Source organism: Marinobacter sp. BSs20148 (assembly GCF_000283275.1).
GTDB classification, from domain to species: Bacteria; Pseudomonadota; Gammaproteobacteria; order Pseudomonadales; family Oleiphilaceae; genus Marinobacter; species Marinobacter psychrophilus.
The window spans coordinates 1,222,200-1,242,637 of sequence record NC_018268.1; the positions used below are offsets into that span (position 1 = coordinate 1,222,200).

The window sequence follows — 20,438 nt, forward strand, 5'->3', positions numbered from 1 at the left end:
GTGAATTATGTTTTGTAATGTCAGTGATTAAAGCGCGCTGCCCAGTCGTCGGCATTAAAGCCGACCGTCACCGCACCTTGAAACTCCACCACGGGCCGTTTGATGATAGAAGGGTTTTCCAAGATGACGTGATGGGCGGAAACCGCATCGATGCCCTCACGAATGCCCTCTGGTAATTTGCGCCAGGTAGTGCCGCGGCGGTTTAGCAGGGCCTCCCAGCCGGCCGAATGCTCCCAGGTGGCAAGCAGCTCGCTGCTCAATCCGTCTTTTTTGAAATCATGAAACTGGTATTCAATGCGGCGCTCGTCTAGCCATTTTCGGGCCTTTTTTACCGTGTCACAGTTGCGAATGCCGTACAGTTTTATCACGAATTTGCTCTTACAAAAGCCACAATTCGTTCCGCAGCTTCGACGCACTCCTGCAAAGGCGCCACTAACGCCATGCGTATGCGGTTTTCACCCGGGTTGTAGCCATCCACAGTGCGCGACAGGTAACGTCCTGGAAGCACGTGTACATTTTGTTGCGCCGAAAGCTCAAGGGCAAACACTTCGTCATTCATTCCCGCCGGAGTTTGCGGCCATAAATAGAACCCGGCGTCTGGAAAATCGACGTCCATCACCTGGCGTAAAATAGGTACTACGGCTTCAAACTTGGCGCGATAAGCGCGGCGGTTTTCTTTTACGTGCTCTTCGTCGCCCCAGGCGGCAATGCTGGCCAATTGGTTGTGGATGGGCATGGCGCAGCCGTGGTAGGTGCGGTATTTCAAGAAGCCTTCAAGAATGCGCGCATCACCGGCAACAAAACCAGAGCGAAGGCCTGGCAGATTGCTTCGTTTAGACAGGCTATGAAACACCACGCAGCGGGAAAAATCGTTGCGGCCAATGGCTGCGCACGTTTGCAGCAAGCCTTCAGGAGGGTTGGCTTCATCCGGGTAAAGTTCGGTGTAGCACTCATCGGAGGCCACAATAAAGTCGTGCTTATCAGCCAATTCAAGCACCCGGACCAGGGTGGCGCGTGGAATGACTGACCCGCTGGGGTTGCCCGGCGAGCATAAAAACAGAACCTGGCACTGCTGCCAGACCTGCGGGTCAATGGCATCAAAATCCGGAATGAAGCTATTGCTGCCGTCGCAGGCCAAGTAAACCGGTGTGGCACCGGCCAGGAAAGCTGCGCCTTCATAGACCTGATAAAACGGATTTGGGCTGACCACTGTGGCTGGCTTGCTACGGTCGACTACCGCCTGCACCAGTGAGAAAATGCCTTCGCGGGTGCCGTTCACTGGCACTATATGGTGGGCTGCGGTTAGCGAGCCTGGTGCCAACGCAAAGCGTTTTGTGGCCCATTGGCTGATGGCTTCGCGCAGCTCGTCGGTGCCTTTTGTGGTGGGGTAGTTACCAAGTCGGGCTAGATTGTCTGCTACTACCTGCTTTATAAACTCCGGTGCAGGGTGCTTGGGCTCACCAATACCCAGGGAGATGGAATCCAAGTGCGCGGGCCCGGTCACGCCTGCTTTCAACTTTGCCAGTTTTTCAAACGGGTAGGGGTGAAGTCGGTCTAAATCGGGGCTCATCGAATGTTATCCAAAGTTTTACACAAGTCGTCCTGCAAGGCCTGGCAGGCAGCGGGGTCGCACAGCGCGTTACCGTTCTCGTCGGTCACAAAGAATACGTCTTCCACTCGTTCGCCTAGCGTAGCAATTTTTGCGGTGGTCAGGCGTACCTTGTGCTCCAACAGAACCTGCCCTATCCGGGCCAGCAGGCCGGGGCGGTCGGGGGTGATTACTTCCAACACAGTGCGCAGATTAAAGCTGTCATTAGACAGCAGTACCTCAGTGGGAAAAGCAAAGTGCTTCAACTGCCTTGGCGTGCGTCGGTGGATAATGTCCGGGTAGTCCTCGGGGTCGTCCAGTTCTTCAATCAGCCGACTTCTTACCCGTTCTTTGCGATCCGGGTCTATCCCCAGGGGTTGGCCGTGGTCGTCCAGCACCACGTAGGAGCTGATGGACCAAGGCCCGTCACTGGAGCTAATACGGGCATCCACAATGTTCAGATTTAATTGCTCCAACACCGCAGTCGTGGCGGCAAACGAAGCGGTGCGGTTTTTCATATAAATGATGATCTGTGAATAACCGTCAGTCGGACCACCGCGGGTATCACGAATAAGCACCAGTGGGTCTGCATCATCGCCATGGCGGATAATGGCCGCGGTTTGCCAGGCGATGTCGATGGTGGAGTCCTGAAGAAAATAATCTTCGTCTACCGTGTTCCATAGATTATCAATCTGGGCGTCGCTGAAATGCTGGGCGCGCAGAATCTCACGGGCCTCGGATTGTGTAGCGTTGACCCACTCCTGACGATCTATGCGGGTATCAGTGCCGCGGCGCAGAGCCCTTTCTGTTTCTACATAAAGCTGCCTTAGCAGCGAGGCGCGCCACGTGTTCCAAAGTTTGGGGTTGGTGGCGCTAATGTCGCACACGGTCAGAATGTACAGGTAATCCAGGTGCGCCTGGCTGAGCACAGCGCGGGCAAACTCGTGAATGATGTCCGGGTCAGAAATGTCTTTGCGTTGGGCTGTCATCGACATCAGCAGATGATTTTCCACCAGCCAAGAGGCCAGTTGGGTGTCGCGATCGCTTAGATGGTGGCGCTTGCAGAAGGCTTCGGCGTCAATAGCGCCCAGCTCTGAATGATCGCCACCGCGACCTTTGGCTACATCGTGATAGAGCCCGGCAATAAACAGAGTTTCCAGTTTTGGCAGACGATGAATCAGCCTTGAGGCTAGCGGGTAGTCTTCACTGTTGGTGGAGTTGTGTAGGCGCACCATGTTACGGATAACGCCCATTGTATGCGCGTCCACCGTGTAAATATGGAACAGGTCGTGTTGCATCTGCCCGATAATGCGGCCAAATTCCGGCAAATATCGGCCCAGCACGCTGTATTTCTTCATGGTAACCAGAGTTTGATCGAGCTTGTCTGGCGTACGCAGCAGTTCCATAAACAACGATGTGACCGCCAAATTCGCGCGAAAGGCGTCGTCAATCAGGTGGCGGTGGGCCCGCAGTGAACGAATAGTGGTAGCGCGTATGCCGCGAATAGCCGGGTTCTGCGCCATCAGCACAAACAACTCCATAATCGCGAAGGGCGCGTAGGCGAATACTTGGTTGTTGATGGCTTCAATATAGTGATTGCGAATCTGGAAACGCTTGTTAATGGGCTGGATGACATCTTCCTGCCCACTGCCCAAAATGGCCTCATCATAATGCTGCAGAATCACGTCGGTCAGCTCGGCCAGAGCCAACACTGCGCGGTAGTAAGATTGCATCATCAGTTCAACGCCCAGGCGCTCGCCTTTATCCTGGAAACCCAGCATATTGGCCAGGCCGCGCTGATAGTCAAATAGCAGGCGGTTTTCATTGCGTTTGGCCAGCAGTTGCAGCCCGTATCGAAGCCGCCAAAGCAGGGTCTCACCCTTGCGCAGAACCTGGTGCTCGTCTTCGGTCAGCACGCTGAACTGGGTTAGGTCAGCCGTGCTGTGCAAGCCGAAGTGGCGTTTGGTTATCCAGCCGATGGTCTGGATGTCGCGCAACGCGCCGGGGGCGCCTTTTATATTAGGTTCCAGATTGTATTCGGTGTTGCTGTACTTGGTGTGGCGCTCTTCCTGCTCTGCACGCTTGGCAATGAAATACTCGCGGTCGGTGCTTATTTCATCTGAGAAAGCCAACTCTGACAGTTCCCTTCGTAAATCGTCTGGCCCGGCGATGGTGCGGGTTTCCAGCAGGTTGGTCAGAATGGTGATGTCGCCGCGAGCGGCATCGGTACTTTCGTCAATGCTGCGTACGCTGTGGCCAATGTCCAGCTTCAAGTCCCACAACAGGGTAATGAACGCGCCAAGGTCATCACGCCATTCGGGGGCGGTGCCCGTGCGGGTCAGAATCAGCAAGTCAATGTCGGAGTAGGGGTGCAGCTCGCCGCGGCCGTAACCGCCCACGGCAATTAACGCCACGTTGTTGGAACGCGCTAGCGGATAGCGATTCCAGATATGGAGCAATACGGTATCGACCGTGTCAGAGCGTGCTTTTACCAGTGCTCGAATATCCGCGCCCTGTTCAAAAGCGGCCGCGTCTGCCTGCTGTCGCTCCTGCAACAGCGTGCGGGCGGCGGAAACCGGTGAAGCGTCATGGCTAATGTGGTGTTCCAGCTCGCCCGCTGCCATTTAAAACGACTCTTCTTTGCGTTTGGTCAACACTTCATGACCGTCTGCAGTCACCAGAATGGTGTGTTCCCACTGGGCTGAAAGTTTGCGGTCTTTGGTGACCGCGGTCCATTCGTCTGGCAGCAGTTTGGTGTGGTACTTGCCTTGATTGATCATCGGTTCGATGGTGAAAATCATTCCTTCCTTTAGTTCCAGGCCTGTGCCGGCTTTGCCGTAATGCATTACCTGGGGCTCTTCATGAAACACCTGGCCAATGCCGTGGCCACAATAGTCACGAACCACAGAGAACCGGTGCTTTTCAGCGTGCTGTTGGATCACGTGGCCGATATCGCCAAGGCGGGCTCCGGGCTTGACCAGTTCGATACCTTTATACATGCACTCCTGGGTAATCTGGATCAAGCGCTCGGTGCCGGGCTTGGGTGTGCCAACCGCCCACATTTTACTGGTGTCGCCGTGGTAGCCATCTTTTATAACGGTGACATCAATATTGATGATGTCGCCGTCTTTCAGCACTTTTTGCTCGGTGGGAATGCCGTGGCAAACCACGTGGTTCACCGATGTGCAGATGGATTTCGGGAAGCCCTTGTAGTTCAGCGGCGCCGGAATAGCTTGCTGCACGTTCACAATGTAGTCGTGGCACAGCTGGTTTAGATGTTCGGTGGTCACGCCGGGTTTGACGTGCTCGTGGATCATCTCCAGAACTTCCGCGGCCAGCTTTCCGGCTACGCGCATTTTTGCTATGTCTTCCGGGGTCTTAATGGTGACCTGCATCAGCTTTCCTATTAAAAGAAATGAATCAAGCTGCTATTTTAAGGCTCATAGGCACAAGGTACAACTTCAGAGAACAAGCAGCTTCAGCACAAAACTAATGGCATTGCGCGCCATAAATATGGTATAAACGCGCCCGCTGGAAACGAATCCAGCAAATTCACACACGAGTCGACACGTTGCTCCAGGGTGCCTGCGGTTGTTGAAAACCGCACATAGGTTGGTGCAATCGGATTCGTGGAGGTCTAACCCGAAGTCACAAGGTAACTATAATGGCTCAAGTACATATGCGTGACCTGCTTAAAGCAGGTGCTCACTTTGGACACCAGACTCGCTACTGGAATCCAAAAATGTCGAAGTACATCTTCGGCGCCCGTAACAAGATTCACATCATCAACCTGGAACAGACCGTTCCGGCTATGAACGATGCTCTTAAATTCGTTGCGCAGCTGACCGAGAACAAGAACAAGATTCTGTTCGTAGGTACCAAGCGCGCCGCTGCGAAGATCATTAAAGAGGAAGCAGAGCGTTCAGGTCAACCTTTTGTGAACCACCGCTGGTTGGGCGGCATGCTGACCAACTACAAAACCATTCGTCAGTCGATTCACCGCTACCGCGAACTGCAAGCGCAGAGCAAAGACGGTACTTTTGACAAGCTGACCAAGAAAGAAGCGCTTGAGCGCAGCCGCGAAATGGACAAGCTTGAGCGTTCCATTGGTGGTATCAAGGATATGGGCGGCCTGCCCGATGCCCTGTTCGTGATAGACGTTGACCACGAGCGTATCGCTATCAAGGAAGCCAACAAGTTGGGTATTCCTGTTATTGGTGTGGTTGACACCAACAGCAACCCTGACGGTGTTGATTACGTAATTCCGGGTAACGATGACGCCATCCGTGCTATTCAGATTTACGTGAAAGCGGTTGCCGACACCTGTCTGGAGTCGGTCAACGTTGGCGCAGACGAGTTTGTTGAAATTAACGAAGAAGCTCCAAGCGCAGCACCTGCTGCAGAATAAGGCTTGAGCGCCTACTGCAGAATAGAGCTCGAGAGCAACGCTTGATTTGCTCTGAGATTCAAAGCGTGCCCGGACAGGTTTCGGGCAGGTTTTCCTACCGAATTCGGAAATTTTAAGAGGACCCAACATGGCTGCTATTACCGCTGCAATGGTCAAAGAGCTGCGTGAGCGCACCGGCCTTGGCATGATGGAATGCAAAAAAGCTCTGGTTGAATCGGAAGGCAGTGTAGACGCCGCGATTGAAGAGCTGCGCAAATCATCTGGCCTGAAGGCTGCTAAAAAAGCCGGCCGTACCGCCGCTGAAGGTGTTTCGCTGATCAAGATTTCAGACGACCACACCGTGGGCCTGATTTTGGAAGTGAACTCCGAAACCGACTTTGTTGCCCGTGATGATAATTTCATCAATTTTGCCAACGAAGTGCTAGAAGTTGCGTTCAAAAAGAACGAAACCGACGTTGCTGTGTTGATGGCGGGCGATCTGGAATCCAAGCGCGAAGCGCTGGTCCAGAAAATCGGCGAAAACATCAGTGTACGTCGCATTGTGCGCATTGAAGGCGCGGTTGTGGGCGGCTACGTTCACAGCACCAACAAGATTGCGGCCGTGGTTGCTTTGACCGCAGGTGACGCAGAGCTGGCCCGCGATATCGCCATGCACGTTGCTGCGGTAAACCCGCGCATCGCCAAGCCTGAAGACATGCCGGTTGAAGAGCTGGAGGAAGAAAAGGCGATCATCAAGGCGCAGCCGGATATGGCAGGCAAGCCGGCTGAAATCGTTGAAAAAATGATGGGCGGTCGCATCAAGAAATACTTGGCTGAAAACAGCCTGATTGAGCAGCCATTCGTTAAAAACCCGGAGCAAACCGTGGGTCAGCTGGTGACAGCGACCGGTGGCGAGCTGATTGGTTTCCTTCGAGTAGAAGTAGGCGAAGGCATTGAGCGGGAAGAAGTCGACTTTGCTGCCGAGGTTGCTGCCGCATCCGGTATCAACAAAGACTGATTTCAGCTTCGGAAGCTGCCTGATTGATCGGTAGCTTCGTTCAAGTCTGCCACGTTAGCCGGTTTTCCGGCTCTCGTGGCGGGCTTGTATCTGAGATGTCCCTTTTTTTGCCGAGGGTTATGTCAAATACAAGCCTGCTGCATCGCGCCGCCGCTTTGCGCCGCAGCCAATAGACCAGAAGGGGATCCGCATGTCGACAACGTTCAAAACTCAGCCCAGATACAAGCGTATCCTGTTAAAACTCAGCGGTGAGGCCCTGATGGGTGATCTTGGTTTCGGTATTGATCCCAAGGTTCTGGACCGCATGGCGCTGGAAATTGGTGCGCTGATTGGTATTGGTGTGCAGGTTGGCCTGGTGATTGGTGGCGGCAATCTGTTCCGTGGCGAAGCCTTGAGCGCTGCTGGTATGGACCGCGTTAGCGGCGACCATATGGGCATGCTGGCCACCGTAATGAACGGCCTGGCCATGCGTGACGCCCTGGAGCGTTCCAACATCCGCACCCGTGTTATGTCTGCCATCCCCATGAGTGGTATTGTGGAGCATTACGATCGCCGCCGCGCTGTGCGCGATCTGAAAGATGGAGACGTGGTTATTTTCTGTGCAGGTACCGGCAACCCCTTCTTTACTACCGATTCTGCGGCCTGCTTGCGCGGTATCGAAATCGAAGCCGACGCGGTACTGAAGGGCACCAAGGTAGACGGCGTGTATTCAGCCGACCCCTACCTGGACAGCACGGCGGTAAAATACGATTCTCTGACTTATGATGAAGTATTGGATAAAAAATTGGGCGTGATGGACTTAACGGCCATCTGTCTGGCGCGCGACCACGGCATGCCGCTGCGGGTATTCGATATGAATAGCCCCGGCGTTCTGACCCGCATCGTGACAGGCGAAAAAGTAGGTACTCTTATTGAATAACCGATTGAATAGTCGATTGACTGACCGATCGGATAGTTGATTGAATAACCCGGCAGGGTCCGGTTTTACGAACAAATCGAGGGTTGGCAAGTGATTAACGAGATCAAAACGGAAGCTGAAACCAAAATGACCAAGAGCATTGAAGCTCTGGCGTCAGCGTTTAACAAAATCCGAACCGGCCGCGCGCATCCTTCCATTCTGGACAGCGTGATGGTGAACTATTACGGCCAGGAAACGCCGTTGAGGCAGGTAGCCTCGGTAAATGTGGAAGACAACCGTACATTGACGGTGTCACCTTGGGAAAAGAACATGGTTCCGCAGATTGAAAAGGCCATCATGACCTCTGATTTGGGTCTTAACCCGTCAACCAGCGGTGATCTTATTCGGTTGCCTATGCCGATGCTGACCGAGGAAACCCGTAAAAATATGGTCAAGCAGGCCCGTGCTGACGCAGAACACGGCCGGGTTTCAGTGCGCAACGCCCGTCGCGATGCTAACAGCACGTTAAAAGAGCTGCTGAAAGACAAAGACATCAGCGAAGACGACGAGCGCCGCGGCGAGGAAGAAGTGCAAAAACTGACTGACCGCTTTATTGCGGAAGTGGAAAAGTTCTTGAAAGCCAAAGAAGAGGATTTGATGGCGGTTTGATGCCGGCATCTTGAGGATACAACACTCACGGTTGCCATAAGGCGCGGTGGCCGTACAGGGGATCTTATGACCGCAACTGTTTCCGCAGCAATTCCGGAATCGGGACCAAACCGGCCCAAACATGTTGCCGTTATCATGGACGGTAACAATCGTTGGGCCAAGGCCCGACGTCTTAAGGGTGTGGCCGGTCACAAGGCGGGCGTTGACGCAGTCCGCGCCGTGGTGGAAACCTGTGCCCGCGAGGGTGTTGAGGTCGTTACTCTGTTTGCGTTTTCCAGTGAAAACTGGCGCCGCCCGCAAGACGAAGTCTCTGCATTGATGAAACTGTTTGTGTTTGCGTTGGAGCGCGAAGTGCGCAAACTGCATCGCAACAATATTTGCTTGCGTTTTATTGGTGAACGCTCGGCATTCAGCCCGCTGTTACAGAATTTGATGGCGAAAGCCGAAACACTCACCGCTGACAATACAGCGATGACTCTAGTCATCGCCGCCAATTACGGTGGCCAATGGGACATCACGGAAGCCACCCGTAAAATTGCCAGAAAAGTCGCAAGCGGTCAGTTGCAGCCATCGGATATAACCGAAGACCTGATTCAAAGCCACTTGAGCCTGGGTGATTTGCCTACGCCAGACTTGATGATTCGTACCGCCGGCGAACAGCGCATAAGCAATTTTATGTTGTGGCACCTGGCGTATACCGAGTTCTATTTCTCGCCGGTTTTTTGGCCGGACTTCAAGCAACCGCAGATGCAGGAAGCGCTGGCCGTTTACGCCGCAAGGCAAAGACGTTTTGGCCAGACGGATGACCAGGTTGCGGCCCGATCGTCGCTCGGATAACACAACAAGAGCAGGTTCACTGTGCTTAAAACCCGAATAATAACTGCGCTGATTCTGGCGCCCATTGCTATTGGTGGCGTTTTCTTTCTGCCACCTGTGGGTTTTGCGATTTTTACCGCCGCGCTGATTGCCCTGGGTGCCTGGGAGTGGGCCAATATGTCGGGGCTGATAGAGCAGCCTGCACGCGTTGGCTACAGCGCCGCTGTATTGCTGTTATTGGCGGCTCTATACACAATGACTGCACAGGGTGTGCTCTGGTTAGCGTTGCTTTGGTGGTTGGTCGGTTTTGGTTTTGTGGCTTCTTATCCCAAAAATTCTGCGCGTTGGGGCTCTGTTCCTGCACGGGCGGCCATGGGCCTGTTAGTGTTGGTGCCGGCCTGGGTTGGCCTGAATTATTTGCGCAACGGCGAGTTCAAATTTGCGTTGACCGATAACAACCTATTGTTGATTCTGTATGTGTTTACGCTGGTGTGGGTGGCAGACATTGGAGCGTATTTTTCTGGCCGAAAATTTGGCAATGCCAAGCTAGCGCCTCGGGTCAGTCCGGGTAAATCCTGGGCCGGAGTCTGGGGCGGTTTGGCAGCGGTTGCGGTTTTTGCACTGGTGGTTAGTCAAACACTTGGCGCCGGGGCTGGGCAATCGGTTGCTCTGATTATTGTTTCCGTTGTGACCGCCGCTGTGTCGGTGCTGGGTGACTTGTTCGAGAGCATGCTTAAGCGCTTTCGCGGCATTAAAGACAGCAGTCGGTTGCTTCCCGGACACGGCGGTATTATGGATCGCATAGACAGTCTGACTGCGGCTATACCCATATTTACCCTGCTTGTTATTCAATTTGGTTGGCTTAATGTTGGGCACGTCTCTTGATGCAACGCCGTCATCTATCAGTACTGGGGGCTACCGGCTCTATCGGTTTAAGTACGTTGGATGTAGTGCGTCGTCACCCACAGCGTTTTTCAGTGTACGCTCTGACAGCTTGCTCAAGCGTTGAAGTAATGGCTACTTTGTGCCGTGAGTTTGAACCAGCCATTGCGGTAATGGCTGATGGGCCGGCGGCTGAAAAATTACGCGAGGCCTTGTCTGATTTACCGCATATAAGAGTGCTGACTGGTGAAGCCGGTCTGAGTGAGGCGGCGACTAGCCCGGAAGTTGACACGGTGATGGCGGCCATTGTGGGTGCGGCTGGTTTGCCGTCAACTCTTGCCGCGGTGCGCGCTGGTAAGCGAGTTTTACTGGCCAATAAAGAAGCGCTAGTGATGTCTGGGCGCTTGTTCATGGACGCTGTGGAGGAATCGGGCGCGGAATTGCTGCCCATTGATTCCGAGCACAACGCCATATTTCAGTGCATACCGGCCGGCCGTATTCGCCAGCCCGATGCCGCGGGCATTACCCGTATTTTGCTGACCGCCTCAGGCGGGCCTTTCCGTAAAATGCAAGCGGCGGACATGGCATTGGTAACGCCTGATCAGGCATGCGCCCACCCCAACTGGTCCATGGGTCGAAAAATATCTGTTGATTCTGCCACCCTTATGAATAAAGGGCTGGAGCTGATCGAAGCCTGTTGGCTGTTCAATATCTCGCCGGAAAAAATTGAAGTGCACGTTCATCCGGAGAGTATTATCCACTCTATGGTTGAATACGCCGACGGCTCGGTGCTGGCGCAGTTGGGCAGTCCGGACATGCGTACGCCGATTGCTAACGGCTTGGCCTGGCCAGAGCGTATCGATGCTGGCGTAGCACCGCTAGACCTGTTTGCTATTGGCCGACTTCACTTTGAGCGCCCTGATACCGAGCGTTTTCCGTGTTTGCGCCTGGCCGCAGAAGCCTTTAAAACAGGAGGTACCGCACCGGCAGTGCTCAATGCCGCCAACGAGGTCGCGGTGGAAGCTTTTTTACAGGGCAGGGTTCGCTTTACTGACATCCCCGTTATCATAGGCCAAACCTTATCCGCCGTTGCTGCCGTTCCGGCCGACAGCTTTGACATAATTTTCAGTAAAGATTCTGAAGCGCGGCAGTTCGCCTACGCCTGTGTGACAAAGCTGGCGTGCGAAAAGTAGAGTCGGATTTTTACGATAGCCATCATTCCAAGGGGCGCTATGCAAATCATTGAGACCATTCTTTCGCTGGTGCTAACGCTGGGTATTCTGGTGACCATCCATGAATACGGGCATTTCTGGGTAGCCCGCCGTTTTGGCGTAAAGGTTCTGCGTTTTTCGGTGGGCTTTGGGAAACCTTTGTGGTCTTGGTATGACCGCCATGGCACTGAGTTTGCCGTGGCTGCGATTCCGTTGGGTGGCTACGTAAAAATGCTGGACGCCCGCGAAGGTCCGGTGTCGCCGGAGCTGGTCGATCAGGCTTTTACCTCGAAGTCGCCGTATCAGCGGATTGCCATAGCGGCTGCTGGCCCCGCAGCCAACTTTATATTTGCCATCGCCGCTTACTGGCTGCTGGCGGTGGTCGGTGTGACCACGGTTGCGCCTATTGTTGGTTCGGTAACACCGGGCTCGGTGGCTGAGCGGGTAGGCCTTGCACCAGGTATGGAGTTGACGGAAGTTGACGGTCACGGTGTTAGCTCTTGGCGCAGCGTTAACATGCGCCTGCTGGAGCGTGCCGGCGAACATGGTACAGTGAGCTTCGCGATAACCGGCGGCCAGGGCCAAGGCTTATTACAAGGCGAATTGGGTGGGTGGAGTCTAAGCACCGACACTCCAGACCCACTTGGCGAATTTGGTATCGTGCCCAACCGCCCGGCTATACCGCCGTTGCTGGGGGTGATCTCTGCAGGCGGCCGTGCCAGCGCTGCCGGCCTTCAGTCGGGTGATCGCATAATCGCGGTAGATGGCGATCCAGTCGAAGACTGGTTTGGCCTGGTTGAGCATATTCGCAAATCGCCAGAGCAGAGCCTGGTGCTGCGTTTTGAGCGCGAAGGCGCCGAACGCATACTGAACATTGTTCCCGCGGCCAAAACCGCAGACGATGGTGAAACCATTGGCTTGATCGGGGCCGGTGTTCAGGTACCGGAATGGCCGGAAAGCAGTCTTCGCGAAATTAGCTATGGTCCGCTGGCGGCGTTTCCGATTGCGGTTGAAGAAACCTGGGCAGACACTCGCTTGACGCTGGTCGCTATCAAGAAAATGCTGACCGGATTGTTGTCGCCAAGCAACCTGAGCGGGCCAATTACCATTGCCCTTGTTGCCGAAGCCAGCGTGAGTTCCGGATTTGAAGATTTTGTGCGGTTTTTGGCCTATTTGAGTGTCAGCCTTGGCGTGCTGAATCTGCTGCCTGTGCCGGTGCTTGATGGTGGTCATATTTTGTACTACACGATCGAGGCGATCCGCCGTAAACCGGTGTCTGAGCAGGTGCAGGCCATTGGATTACGAATTGGTATGGCTTTGATACTGACTTTAATGGTGTTTGCTCTTTACAACGACCTTATGCGGTTGTGAGAATTGCGGCCCCTTAGCGCATTAACCAGGCGAAATATTTGAATGAGACTTACTCTTCTAGGTTTAGCCGTTGGCCTGACAGTGGCCACACTCGGCATGAAACCCGCGCTTGCGGACACATTCACAATATCGGACATTGAAGTTGAAGGCCTTCAGCGCGTATCTGCGGGCACGGTTTTTGGTTCCTTCCCGATCAATATTGGCGAACAGGTTGACGGCGCCGAGCTGGCAGAGGCCATAAAGTCGCTGTTCCGTACAGGCTTGTTTACGGACATCCAGGCCAGCCGTGATTCCGGTGCGCTGATTTTGACCGTGCGCGAGCGTCCGTCGATCAGCGCCATCAAAATTGACGGCAACAAGAATATCGAAACGGATATTCTTAAAGACGCGCTTTCGGGGGCAGGCCTCGAAGAAGGCCAGGTTTTCCGCCGTGCAACACTTGAACGGCTAGAGCTGGAGATTCTGCGTTCGTACATTGGCCAAGGTCGGTATAATGCCCGCGTTAAAGCCATGGCCAATGAGTTACCCAGCAACCGCGTTGATATCAGTCTTGATATCAACGAGGGCAGTGTTGCCGCGATTCATCATATTAACTTGGTTGGTAACCTGGAATATAGCGATGACGAGCTAAAAGACCTGCTTGAGCTGCAAAGCACCGGCTGGTGGAACTCTATTACTAACTCTGATAAGTACGCCCGAGAGCGTTTGAGTGGCGACTTGGAAACCCTTCGGTCGTTTTACCTAGACCGTGGTTTTCTGGATTTCAGCGTAGAATCCAGCCAAGTGTCCATATCGCCAGACAAGCAAAAAGTGTTCATCGTTATCGCACTGAACGAAGGTCGCCAGTACACGCTGTCTGACATTCGCTTACGCGGCAATCTTATTGTACCGGAGCAAGAATTGCGTGATCTGATCCCGGTAAAAGTGGGTGATGTGTTTTCGCGTGCCCAGATGACTGCTATTTCCGACAGTTTGTCATTCCGTCTGGGTCGGGAAGGCTACGCGTTTGCTGATGTGAACGCGGTACCTGAAACGTCCGAAGACGGTACCGCAGCGGTGACCTTCTTTGTCGAGCCGGGCAAACGCGCTTACGTGCGCCGGGTGAACTTCTCGGGCAACGTGTCCACTCGCGACAATGTGTTGCGCCAGGAAATGACCCAGATGGAAGGTGGCATTGCGTCCACTGACCGTATCGAATACTCCAAGGTTCAACTTGAGCGCCTGGGCTTTTTCAAAGGCGTGAATGTGGACACCGTGCCGGTGCCGGGCACAGATGATTTGGTAGACGTAAACTACAGCGTTGAAGAGCAGCCCACCGGTAGCCTGTCTGCCTCTGTTGGTTTCTCTCAGGATTCCGGCATTATCCTTGGCGCCAGCGTTTCTGAAAATAACTTTTTCGGAACCGGTAAGCGGGTGTCGTTTGGGGTAAATCTTAGCGACTCTGTCAAGAGTGCCAATGTGTCTTACCTCGATCCGTATTATACCGTTGACGGTGTTAGTCGCGGTTTCAGTGTGTTTGCCCGTGAAACGAACTACGAAGAAGAAGATATCTCATCCTACCTGTTGGATGAGTACGGAGCGCGCGTTACTTTCGGCTATCCCATTGATAGCATCACGCGTTTGAATTTCGGCGCCGGTTACACCCTGTCAAAAGTGAAAGAGGGTATCTTCAGCGCTCAGGAAGTGAGAGATTTTATTGCCGAAGAGGGTGATGCCTTCAATAACTTTTTCTTGTTCGGCAGTTGGCGACAGAGCACCTTGAACCGCGGCATTCTTCCTTCGGACGGCTATAGCCAATCGCTATCGCTAGACGTTGCGGTGCCGGGTAGTGATCTGACCTTCTATAAGGTTGGGCACAAAACCGACTTCTACTTCCCGTTGACCGACTCCCAGCGCTGGGTTCTGCGTACCCGCACCGAAATTGGCTACGGTGATGGTTATGGTGAGCGTACCGTGATGCCGTTCTATGAGCATTACTATTCCGGCGGTTTTGGATCGGTTCGTGGCTTTCGAGCCAATTCTCTGGGTCGCCGCGCGCAAAATAGCAACCCGCTGGACCTTTCCGATCCCGATCCTTTCGGTGGTAACCTGCTCACAGAAGCGGGTGTGGAGCTGATACTGCCAACGCCTTTTGCCGGCGATACTCGCTCAATGCGCACCTCGATATTTCTTGATGGTGGCCAGGTATTCGACACAGATCGTGATTTTAGCCCGAACCTCGGGGAAGTACGTTTCTCCGCAGGTATCGGCTTCCAATGGATTACCGCGGTCGGTCCTCTGGCGTTCAGCCTGGCTAAACCGTTGAACGACGAACCCGGTGACGATACCCAAGTATTCCAGTTCTCGTTGGGTCAGACGTTCTAGCGTGTTTTCAAACGAGATTTATCATAAAAATGAAACAAGGAGAAAATCGATGTCCCGCATAACCTTGATTGTGGCTGCTGCCGTAATGGCGCTGTCGTTTCCTGCCATCGCCGAAACCCGTATTGGTGTGGTGGACCTGCGCCAGGCCTTGTTTGCGTCGAACAGCGCAAAAACCTTCAGCGAAAAATTGCAGCAGGATTTCGCCGGTGACGAAGTAGAAGTCCGTGAAGCGCAGGAAAAAGCGCGGGCGATGCAGGACCGTCTGCAAAAAGACGGTGCCATGATGAACGACAGTGAGCGGGAGAAACTGGCTGGCGAGTTCCAGCAGACTGTGCAACAGTTCAATGCCATGAAGCAACGCCTGGACACCACCGTGTCACAGCGCAAGCAAGCGTTCCTTGAAGCGGCCCGCCCGCAGGTGGATGTGGCGGTAAAAGAACTGCTGGACGAAAACGACCTGGATTTGATTTTACCGAGCGAAGCCGTGGTTTACGTGAAGCCTGATTTGAATCTGACAGAGCAGCTTCTGGAGAAATTGAACCGTTAAGTCGGGTTGCTATGAACCCTTACTTTAACGGCGTAGTGCCAGGAGACCTGCGATGACAGCACCGTCTTATCTACTGGGTGATATAGCTCGCGAGCTGGGCGCAGACCTTAGGGGCGACCCGCAGCAGCGAGTCACCGGGCTGGCCACCTTGCAGTGCGCAGGCCCCGAGCAAATCAGCTTTTTGGCGAATCCGTCGTACGGCAAACATGTTGCCACCAGTCAGGCTGGTGCCATTATTATTTCGCTCGAATCTGCTGCGCTGGCCACCTGCAGCGCGCTAGTGATGGATAATCCCTATCTGGGCTATGCCCAGTTGAGCCACTGGTTTGACACCACGCCGAAAGCCCCTGCCGGGGTTCATCCCAGCGCGGTGATTGACCCCTCTGCACGTATCGGAGCCGGGGTCAGTGTTGGCGCCCAAGTGGTTATTGAGGCTGATGTAGACATTGGCGATGGCGTGGTTGTTGGCCACGGATGCGTGATTGGTGCCCGCACCCGTATTGGGTGCGACAGTCTTCTGCGACCCCGGGTTACTTTGGCCCACGACGTGGTCATAGGGCAGCGTTGCCATATTCTAAGCGGCGCGGTTATTGGCTCGGACGGCTTTGGTTTTGCCAACGAGCGGGGTGTTTGGCACCGCATTGCACAGATTGGCCGGGTAGTTCTTGGTAATGACGTAGAAGTGGGCGCTAATACCACCATTGACCGCGGCGCGTTGGACGATACGGTGATTGGTGACGGCGTAAAACTTGATAACCTTATTCAGATCGCCCATAACGTCCACATAGGCGATCATAGTGCGATGGCCGCTAAAGTGGGTATTTCTGGAAGTACCCGCATTGGCCGCCACTGCATGTTCGGCGGTGCAGCTGGTGTGGCCGGGCACCTGACCATCAGCGACGGTGTGCAACTCACGGGTATGACACTGGTAACCGGCGACATCAGCGAACCTGGGGTTTATTCGTCTGGAACCAGCGCAGAAACCAACCGGCAATGGCGCAAAAACGCAGTGCGTTTCCGTCAGCTGGACGCCATGGCCAGACGGCTAAAAGAGTTGGAAAAGAAATCAGAGGGCCGAGGCCGATCAACATGATGTACATTAATGAAATTCTTGAATACTTGCCGCACCGCTACCCGTTTTTGCTGGTGGACCGGGTAACCGACATTGAAAGCGGCAAGTCCATCAAGGGCTATAAAAATGTCTCGTTTAACGAGCAGTTTTTTGAAGGCCACTTTCCCGACAACCCGATTATGCCGGGTGTGTTGATTATAGAAGCAATGGCCCAGTTGTCCGGTATTCTGGGTTTTGTCACTGTCGGTCGCAAACCGGCTGACGGCTTGGTGCAATATCTGGCGGGCGCCCGCAAGGTGCGTTTCAAGCGCCCGGTGCTGCCAGGCGATCAGCTATGCATGGAGTCTGAAGTTGTTTCGACCAAGCGCGGCATCTGGAAATTCGAGTGCCGTGCCCTGGTTAATAACGAAGTGGTCTGCGTGGCAGAAATCCTGACTGCAGAGCGAGAAGTTTGATGGCGACACGTGAATGGACCGGAGTACATCCCCAGGCGATTGTTGATGCCTCGGCCAAGCTTGCAGATAACGTGACCGTTGGGCCCTGGAGTTACATAGGCCCGGGTGTCGAGATCGGGGAAGGCACCGAAATCATGTCCCACGTGGTCATCAAAGGACCGACCGTTATCGGTCGCAATAATCGAATCTTCCAGTTTTCCAGCGTTGGCGAAGAATGCCAGGATAAAAAGTACGCTGGAGAACCTACCCGCCTGGTGATTGGCGACAACAACATCATTCGTGAAAACTGCACCGTTCATCGCGGCACCGTGCAAGATCAGGGCGAAACCCGCATCGGCAACGGCAACCTGCTGATGGCGTATGTGCATGTGGCCCACGACTGCGTGCTGGGTGACAACGTCATACTGGCCAATTGCACCACCCTTGCCGGCCACGTAACCGTGGATGACTACGCCATACTGGGCGGCGGTACCATGGTGCATCAATTCTGCCACATTGGCGCCCACAGCATGGCGGCTGGCGGCAGTATCGTGCTGAAAGACATACCGGCATACGTTATGGCCAGCGGCCAATCTGCGCAGCCCCACGGCATGAATGTGGAAGGCCTGAAACGCCGCGGTTTTGGTAAAGAGATTCTGGTCAGTCTGCGTAGAGCCTATAAGGTAATTTATCGCCAGGGGCTAACCACCGAGCAAGCCATCAAAACGCTGGCAACCGACTTTGCTGACCTGCCAGAAATTACACCGTTAATTGAATCGCTGCGTCGGGCCGATCGCGGCATCATTCGCTGACCGGGTAGGCTGACAGTGCGAAACCCTGAGTCCTGCATCACCTTTGGCATCATTGCCGGTGAAGCCTCTGGTGATATCCTCGGTGCAGGACTGATTCGGTCCTTGCGCAAACGCTATCCCAACGCCCGCTTTGCCGGTATCGGCGGCGAAGAAATGATGGCCGAAGGCTTCCAGTCCTTGGTGCCCATGGAGCGTTTGAGCGTTATGGGGCTGGTCGAAGTGCTGGGTCGTATTGGCGAACTGGTACGCATTCGCCGCCGCTTGCTGGATTTTTTTCTGACCACCCCCCCTGCGGTGGTGATCGGTATCGATTCCCCAGATTTCACTTTGGCAGTAGAGCGCCGCTGCCGCGAGGCCGGCATACCTGCGGTTCATTATGTCAGCCCATCGGTGTGGGCCTGGCGTAAAAAGCGCATCTTCAAAATTGCCAAATCCGTTGACTTAATGCTGACCCTGTTTCCGTTCGAAACCGATATTTATCGCCAGCACAACATACCGGTAGTGTTTGTCGGCCACCCTCTGGCGGACCGCATTCCAATGCGACCGGACACCCCTCAGGCGCGGGCAGACTTGGGGCTGGAACTCGACAGGCCCGTTCTGGCCATATTGCCAGGGAGCCGTGGGGGAGAAGTAGAGCGCCTGGGCACGCTCTTTCTTGAAGCTGCGCGCTGGTTGCAGCAGCGCGTCCCCGATCTGCAACTGGTGATCCCTTGCGCTAACCGTGAGCGCGAAAAGCAGATTCGTGGCATCACCGAAGCTCTGGAGCTGAGCTTGCCAGTGACCATTGTGAAAGGCCGTTCCCGGGAAGTCATGGCGGCTTCTGATGCGGTATTGCTGGCATCCGGTACTGCTACCCTGGAAGCCATGCTGCTAAAAAAGCCGATGGTGGTGGGTTACCGGCTGAGTGACTTAAGCTACAAGATACTGTCGCGTATGGTGCAGATACCCCACATCGCCTTACCGAACTTACTCGCTCGCCAGGAGCTGGTGCCAGAACTCCTGCAAGGCGCCGCTACGCCGGAAGCGCTGGGAGCCGCCGTACTCAGCCAGCTTGAAGACACCTCAAAGCGCGAGCAGTTGATTGAATCCTTTACCGAGCTGCATCTGACCCTGCGGCAGAACGCTGATGAGCAAGCGGCCACGGCCATTGAGGCTCTGCTGGCTGGCGGCCATAACGACAAGGCGCGATTGCTTGAAACTTGAAACTGCAGGGGCTTATGATTGTGGCCATTAAAACCCCCTTTCCGCCGTTTGTGTGTGATTACCAGGGCGAACTTCTGGCTGGCGTTGACGAAGTAGGGCGCGGCCCGCTGATCGGCGCGGTCGTCACCGCCGCCGTGATACTGGATCCGGCTCGGCCCATAACAGGCCTGGCCGATTCGAAAAAGCTTAGTGAGAAGAAGCGCAACCAACTGTTCGGCGAAATCATCGAAAAAGCCACCGCCTGGAGCCTTGGACGCTGTGAAGCCGAAGAGATTGATCGCCTGAACATCTTCCAGGCCACCATGGTGGCCATGACCCGCGCAGTTGAGGGACTGAACCCGCAACCCGAGTACGTGTTGGTAGATGGTAATCGCTGCCCTGATTGGCGCTGGCCCGCGGCGGCTGTGGTGAAAGGCGATATGCGAATAGCCGCCATCAGCGCTGCGTCCATTCTGGCGAAAGTAACCCGGGATCGCGAATTACAGGCGTTAGACCAGCTTTACCCGGGATACGGCCTGGCCCAACACAAAGGTTACCCAACCCCGGCTCACATGGAAGCGCTGGCGCGCCTGGGCGCCACGCCCCAGCATCGCCGCTCGTTTCGCCCGGTTAGAGAAGCCCTGAACACCGTCGGCGACTTTAATTCCGACGCACAAGACGATTTGTTTGTATAAGGCGTTGACAACCCATCAGTCGGGTATTATTATACGCGCACATTGATTGAGGTGAGTTTGAAAAGCGCTTCACCAATACCAGTTTGATGCGGGATGGAGCAGTCTGGTAGCTCGTCGGGCTCATAACCCGAAGGTCGTAGGTTCGAATCCTGCTCCCGCTACCATATATAGTAGAAAAAATCCAGATCAGTGATTCACTGATCTGGATTTTTTTTGTTTCTGGGGGTCAGAAAATTGGTATGACGCATGCAAACCAGCACCCTAAATTCCTTCCGCTTTTTTATTCCAGCCTACGTTTTGTAGTAGTCGATAGTGTAGTGGTTCAATGATTCCGGGTAGCCAGAATCTCAACAATTGAAAAACGGCGATTCGGGAAGAAACGACGTGGGAGCGAATCCTGCGGCCGATGCAGTTCAGACTCCATACTTCGCAGATTTTGCAAACCAACGGTTCACGAGTGTATCAGTAGCCGACAATGCGGTTTGCAGCTGA

General features: G+C 54.4%; 19 protein-coding genes and 1 tRNA gene. 16 read left to right on the top strand and 4 right to left on the bottom strand.

Annotation, left to right across the window (positions count from 1 at the left end):
• Positions 1-20 precede the first annotated feature (20 nt).
• Genes MRBBS_RS05485 through map form a run of 4 tightly spaced genes read right to left on the bottom strand, consistent with a single transcriptional unit; the run spans position 21 to position 4,983 of the window.
• Positions 21-365, bottom strand: coding sequence for an ArsC family reductase (locus MRBBS_RS05485; RefSeq protein WP_041635491.1), 345 nt, complete (start codon positions 363-365; stop codon positions 21-23).
• Positions 365-1,570, bottom strand: coding sequence for a succinyldiaminopimelate transaminase (dapC, locus tag MRBBS_RS05490; RefSeq protein WP_014870446.1), 1,206 nt, complete (start codon positions 1,568-1,570; stop codon positions 365-367). The genes MRBBS_RS05485 and dapC overlap by 1 nt, the downstream gene beginning before the upstream one ends.
• Positions 1,567-4,212: a [protein-PII] uridylyltransferase gene (locus tag MRBBS_RS05495; protein ID WP_014870447.1), complete on the bottom strand. Its 2,646-nt coding sequence runs from the start codon at positions 4,210-4,212 to the stop codon at positions 1,567-1,569. Before MRBBS_RS05495 ends, dapC begins: the two co-directional genes overlap by 4 nt.
• Positions 4,213-4,983, bottom strand: coding sequence for a type I methionyl aminopeptidase (gene map / locus MRBBS_RS05500; protein WP_014870448.1), 771 nt, complete (start codon positions 4,981-4,983; stop codon positions 4,213-4,215).
• A 269-nt stretch (positions 4,984-5,252) separates the two neighbouring features.
• Here map and rpsB point away from each other — a divergent pair, with 269 nt between their 5' ends.
• The 16 genes from rpsB (at position 5,253) to MRBBS_RS05580 (ending at position 20,110) form a co-directional block, all read left to right on the top strand.
• Positions 5,253-5,996, top strand: a complete 744-nt coding sequence (gene rpsB / locus MRBBS_RS05505) for a 30S ribosomal protein S2 (RefSeq protein WP_041635097.1) — start codon at positions 5,253-5,255, stop codon at positions 5,994-5,996.
• A 127-nt stretch (positions 5,997-6,123) separates the two neighbouring features.
• Positions 6,124-6,993, top strand: coding sequence for a translation elongation factor Ts (gene tsf, locus MRBBS_RS05510; RefSeq protein WP_014870450.1), 870 nt, complete (start codon positions 6,124-6,126; stop codon positions 6,991-6,993).
• A gap of 190 nt (positions 6,994-7,183) precedes the next feature.
• Entirely contained in the window at positions 7,184-7,912 is a 729-nt protein-coding gene (gene pyrH, locus MRBBS_RS05515) for a UMP kinase (RefSeq protein WP_014870451.1), read from the top strand.
• 90 nt (positions 7,913-8,002) lie between these two features.
• On the top strand, positions 8,003-8,560 hold the full coding sequence (gene frr, locus MRBBS_RS05520) for a ribosome recycling factor (protein WP_014870452.1): 558 nt from the start codon (positions 8,003-8,005) through the stop codon (positions 8,558-8,560).
• 66 nt (positions 8,561-8,626) lie between these two features.
• A complete protein-coding gene (gene uppS / locus MRBBS_RS05525) occupies positions 8,627-9,397 on the top strand; it encodes a polyprenyl diphosphate synthase (protein ID WP_041635098.1) in 771 nt (256 codons plus the stop codon).
• Between the two features lie 21 nt (positions 9,398-9,418).
• The gene (locus MRBBS_RS05530; RefSeq protein WP_014870454.1) at positions 9,419-10,261 is read left to right on the top strand and encodes a phosphatidate cytidylyltransferase; all 843 of its coding nucleotides are present in this window, start codon (positions 9,419-9,421) and stop codon (positions 10,259-10,261) included.
• Positions 10,261-11,451 carry a 1-deoxy-D-xylulose-5-phosphate reductoisomerase gene (gene ispC, locus MRBBS_RS05535; protein WP_041635099.1) on the top strand — a complete coding sequence of 397 codons (1,191 nt, stop codon included), beginning with the start codon at positions 10,261-10,263 and terminating at the stop codon, positions 11,449-11,451. Before MRBBS_RS05530 ends, ispC begins: the two co-directional genes overlap by 1 nt.
• A 39-nt stretch (positions 11,452-11,490) precedes the next feature.
• A complete protein-coding gene (gene rseP / locus MRBBS_RS05540) occupies positions 11,491-12,840 on the top strand; it encodes an RIP metalloprotease RseP (RefSeq protein ID WP_014870456.1) in 1,350 nt (449 codons plus the stop codon).
• 42 nt (positions 12,841-12,882) lie between these two features.
• Complete coding sequence (gene bamA / locus MRBBS_RS05545; RefSeq protein WP_014870457.1) at positions 12,883-15,204, top strand: outer membrane protein assembly factor BamA; 2,322 nt, start codon at positions 12,883-12,885, stop codon at positions 15,202-15,204.
• Positions 15,205-15,253: 49 nt separating this feature from the next.
• Positions 15,254-15,751 carry an OmpH family outer membrane protein gene (locus MRBBS_RS05550; RefSeq protein WP_014870458.1) on the top strand — a complete coding sequence of 166 codons (498 nt, stop codon included), beginning with the start codon at positions 15,254-15,256 and terminating at the stop codon, positions 15,749-15,751.
• 52 nt (positions 15,752-15,803) lie between these two features.
• A complete protein-coding gene (gene lpxD / locus MRBBS_RS05555; protein ID WP_014870459.1) occupies positions 15,804-16,844 on the top strand; it encodes a UDP-3-O-(3-hydroxymyristoyl)glucosamine N-acyltransferase in 1,041 nt (346 codons plus the stop codon).
• Entirely contained in the window at positions 16,841-17,278 is a 438-nt protein-coding gene (fabZ, locus tag MRBBS_RS05560; RefSeq protein ID WP_014870460.1) for a 3-hydroxyacyl-ACP dehydratase FabZ, read from the top strand. Before lpxD ends, fabZ begins: the two co-directional genes overlap by 4 nt.
• Positions 17,278-18,069 (top strand): acyl-ACP--UDP-N-acetylglucosamine O-acyltransferase, encoded by a 792-nt coding sequence (lpxA, locus tag MRBBS_RS05565; protein ID WP_014870461.1) that lies wholly within the window; start codon positions 17,278-17,280, stop codon positions 18,067-18,069. The genes fabZ and lpxA overlap by 1 nt, the downstream gene beginning before the upstream one ends.
• 15 nt (positions 18,070-18,084) lie before the next feature.
• Positions 18,085-19,272, top strand: a complete 1,188-nt coding sequence (gene lpxB / locus MRBBS_RS05570) for a lipid-A-disaccharide synthase (RefSeq protein ID WP_014870462.1) — start codon at positions 18,085-18,087, stop codon at positions 19,270-19,272.
• Between the two features lie 20 nt (positions 19,273-19,292).
• The gene (gene rnhB, locus MRBBS_RS05575) at positions 19,293-19,946 is read left to right on the top strand and encodes a ribonuclease HII (RefSeq protein ID WP_201764334.1); all 654 of its coding nucleotides are present in this window, start codon (positions 19,293-19,295) and stop codon (positions 19,944-19,946) included.
• 87 nt (positions 19,947-20,033) lie between these two features.
• Positions 20,034-20,110 (top strand) — tRNA-Met (locus tag MRBBS_RS05580).
• Positions 20,111-20,438: the final 328 nt, after the last annotated feature.

Excerpts from the sequence above, each read along its gene's own strand:
- lpxA (WP_014870461.1), top strand. The coding sequence starts at position 17,278 with ATGGCGACACGTGAATGGACCGGAGTACATCCCCAGGCGATTGTTGAT.
- rseP (WP_014870456.1), top strand. The coding sequence starts at position 11,491 with ATGCAAATCATTGAGACCATTCTTTCGCTGGTGCTAACGCTGGGTATT.
- uppS (WP_041635098.1), top strand. The coding sequence starts at position 8,627 with ATGACCGCAACTGTTTCCGCAGCAATTCCGGAATCGGGACCAAACCGG.
- map (WP_014870448.1), bottom strand. The coding sequence starts at position 4,983 with ATGCAGGTCACCATTAAGACCCCGGAAGACATAGCAAAAATGCGCGTA.
- dapC (WP_014870446.1), bottom strand. The coding sequence starts at position 1,570 with ATGAGCCCCGATTTAGACCGACTTCACCCCTACCCGTTTGAAAAACTG.
- rpsB (WP_041635097.1), top strand. The coding sequence starts at position 5,253 with ATGGCTCAAGTACATATGCGTGACCTGCTTAAAGCAGGTGCTCACTTT.
- bamA (WP_014870457.1), top strand. The coding sequence starts at position 12,883 with ATGAGACTTACTCTTCTAGGTTTAGCCGTTGGCCTGACAGTGGCCACA.
- MRBBS_RS05550 (WP_014870458.1), top strand. The coding sequence starts at position 15,254 with ATGTCCCGCATAACCTTGATTGTGGCTGCTGCCGTAATGGCGCTGTCG.
- tsf (WP_014870450.1), top strand. The coding sequence starts at position 6,124 with ATGGCTGCTATTACCGCTGCAATGGTCAAAGAGCTGCGTGAGCGCACC.
- MRBBS_RS05495 (WP_014870447.1), bottom strand. The coding sequence starts at position 4,212 with ATGGCAGCGGGCGAGCTGGAACACCACATTAGCCATGACGCTTCACCG.
- ispC (WP_041635099.1), top strand. The coding sequence starts at position 10,261 with ATGCAACGCCGTCATCTATCAGTACTGGGGGCTACCGGCTCTATCGGT.
- fabZ (WP_014870460.1), top strand. The coding sequence starts at position 16,841 with ATGATGTACATTAATGAAATTCTTGAATACTTGCCGCACCGCTACCCG.
- lpxD (WP_014870459.1), top strand. The coding sequence starts at position 15,804 with ATGACAGCACCGTCTTATCTACTGGGTGATATAGCTCGCGAGCTGGGC.
- pyrH (WP_014870451.1), top strand. The coding sequence starts at position 7,184 with ATGTCGACAACGTTCAAAACTCAGCCCAGATACAAGCGTATCCTGTTA.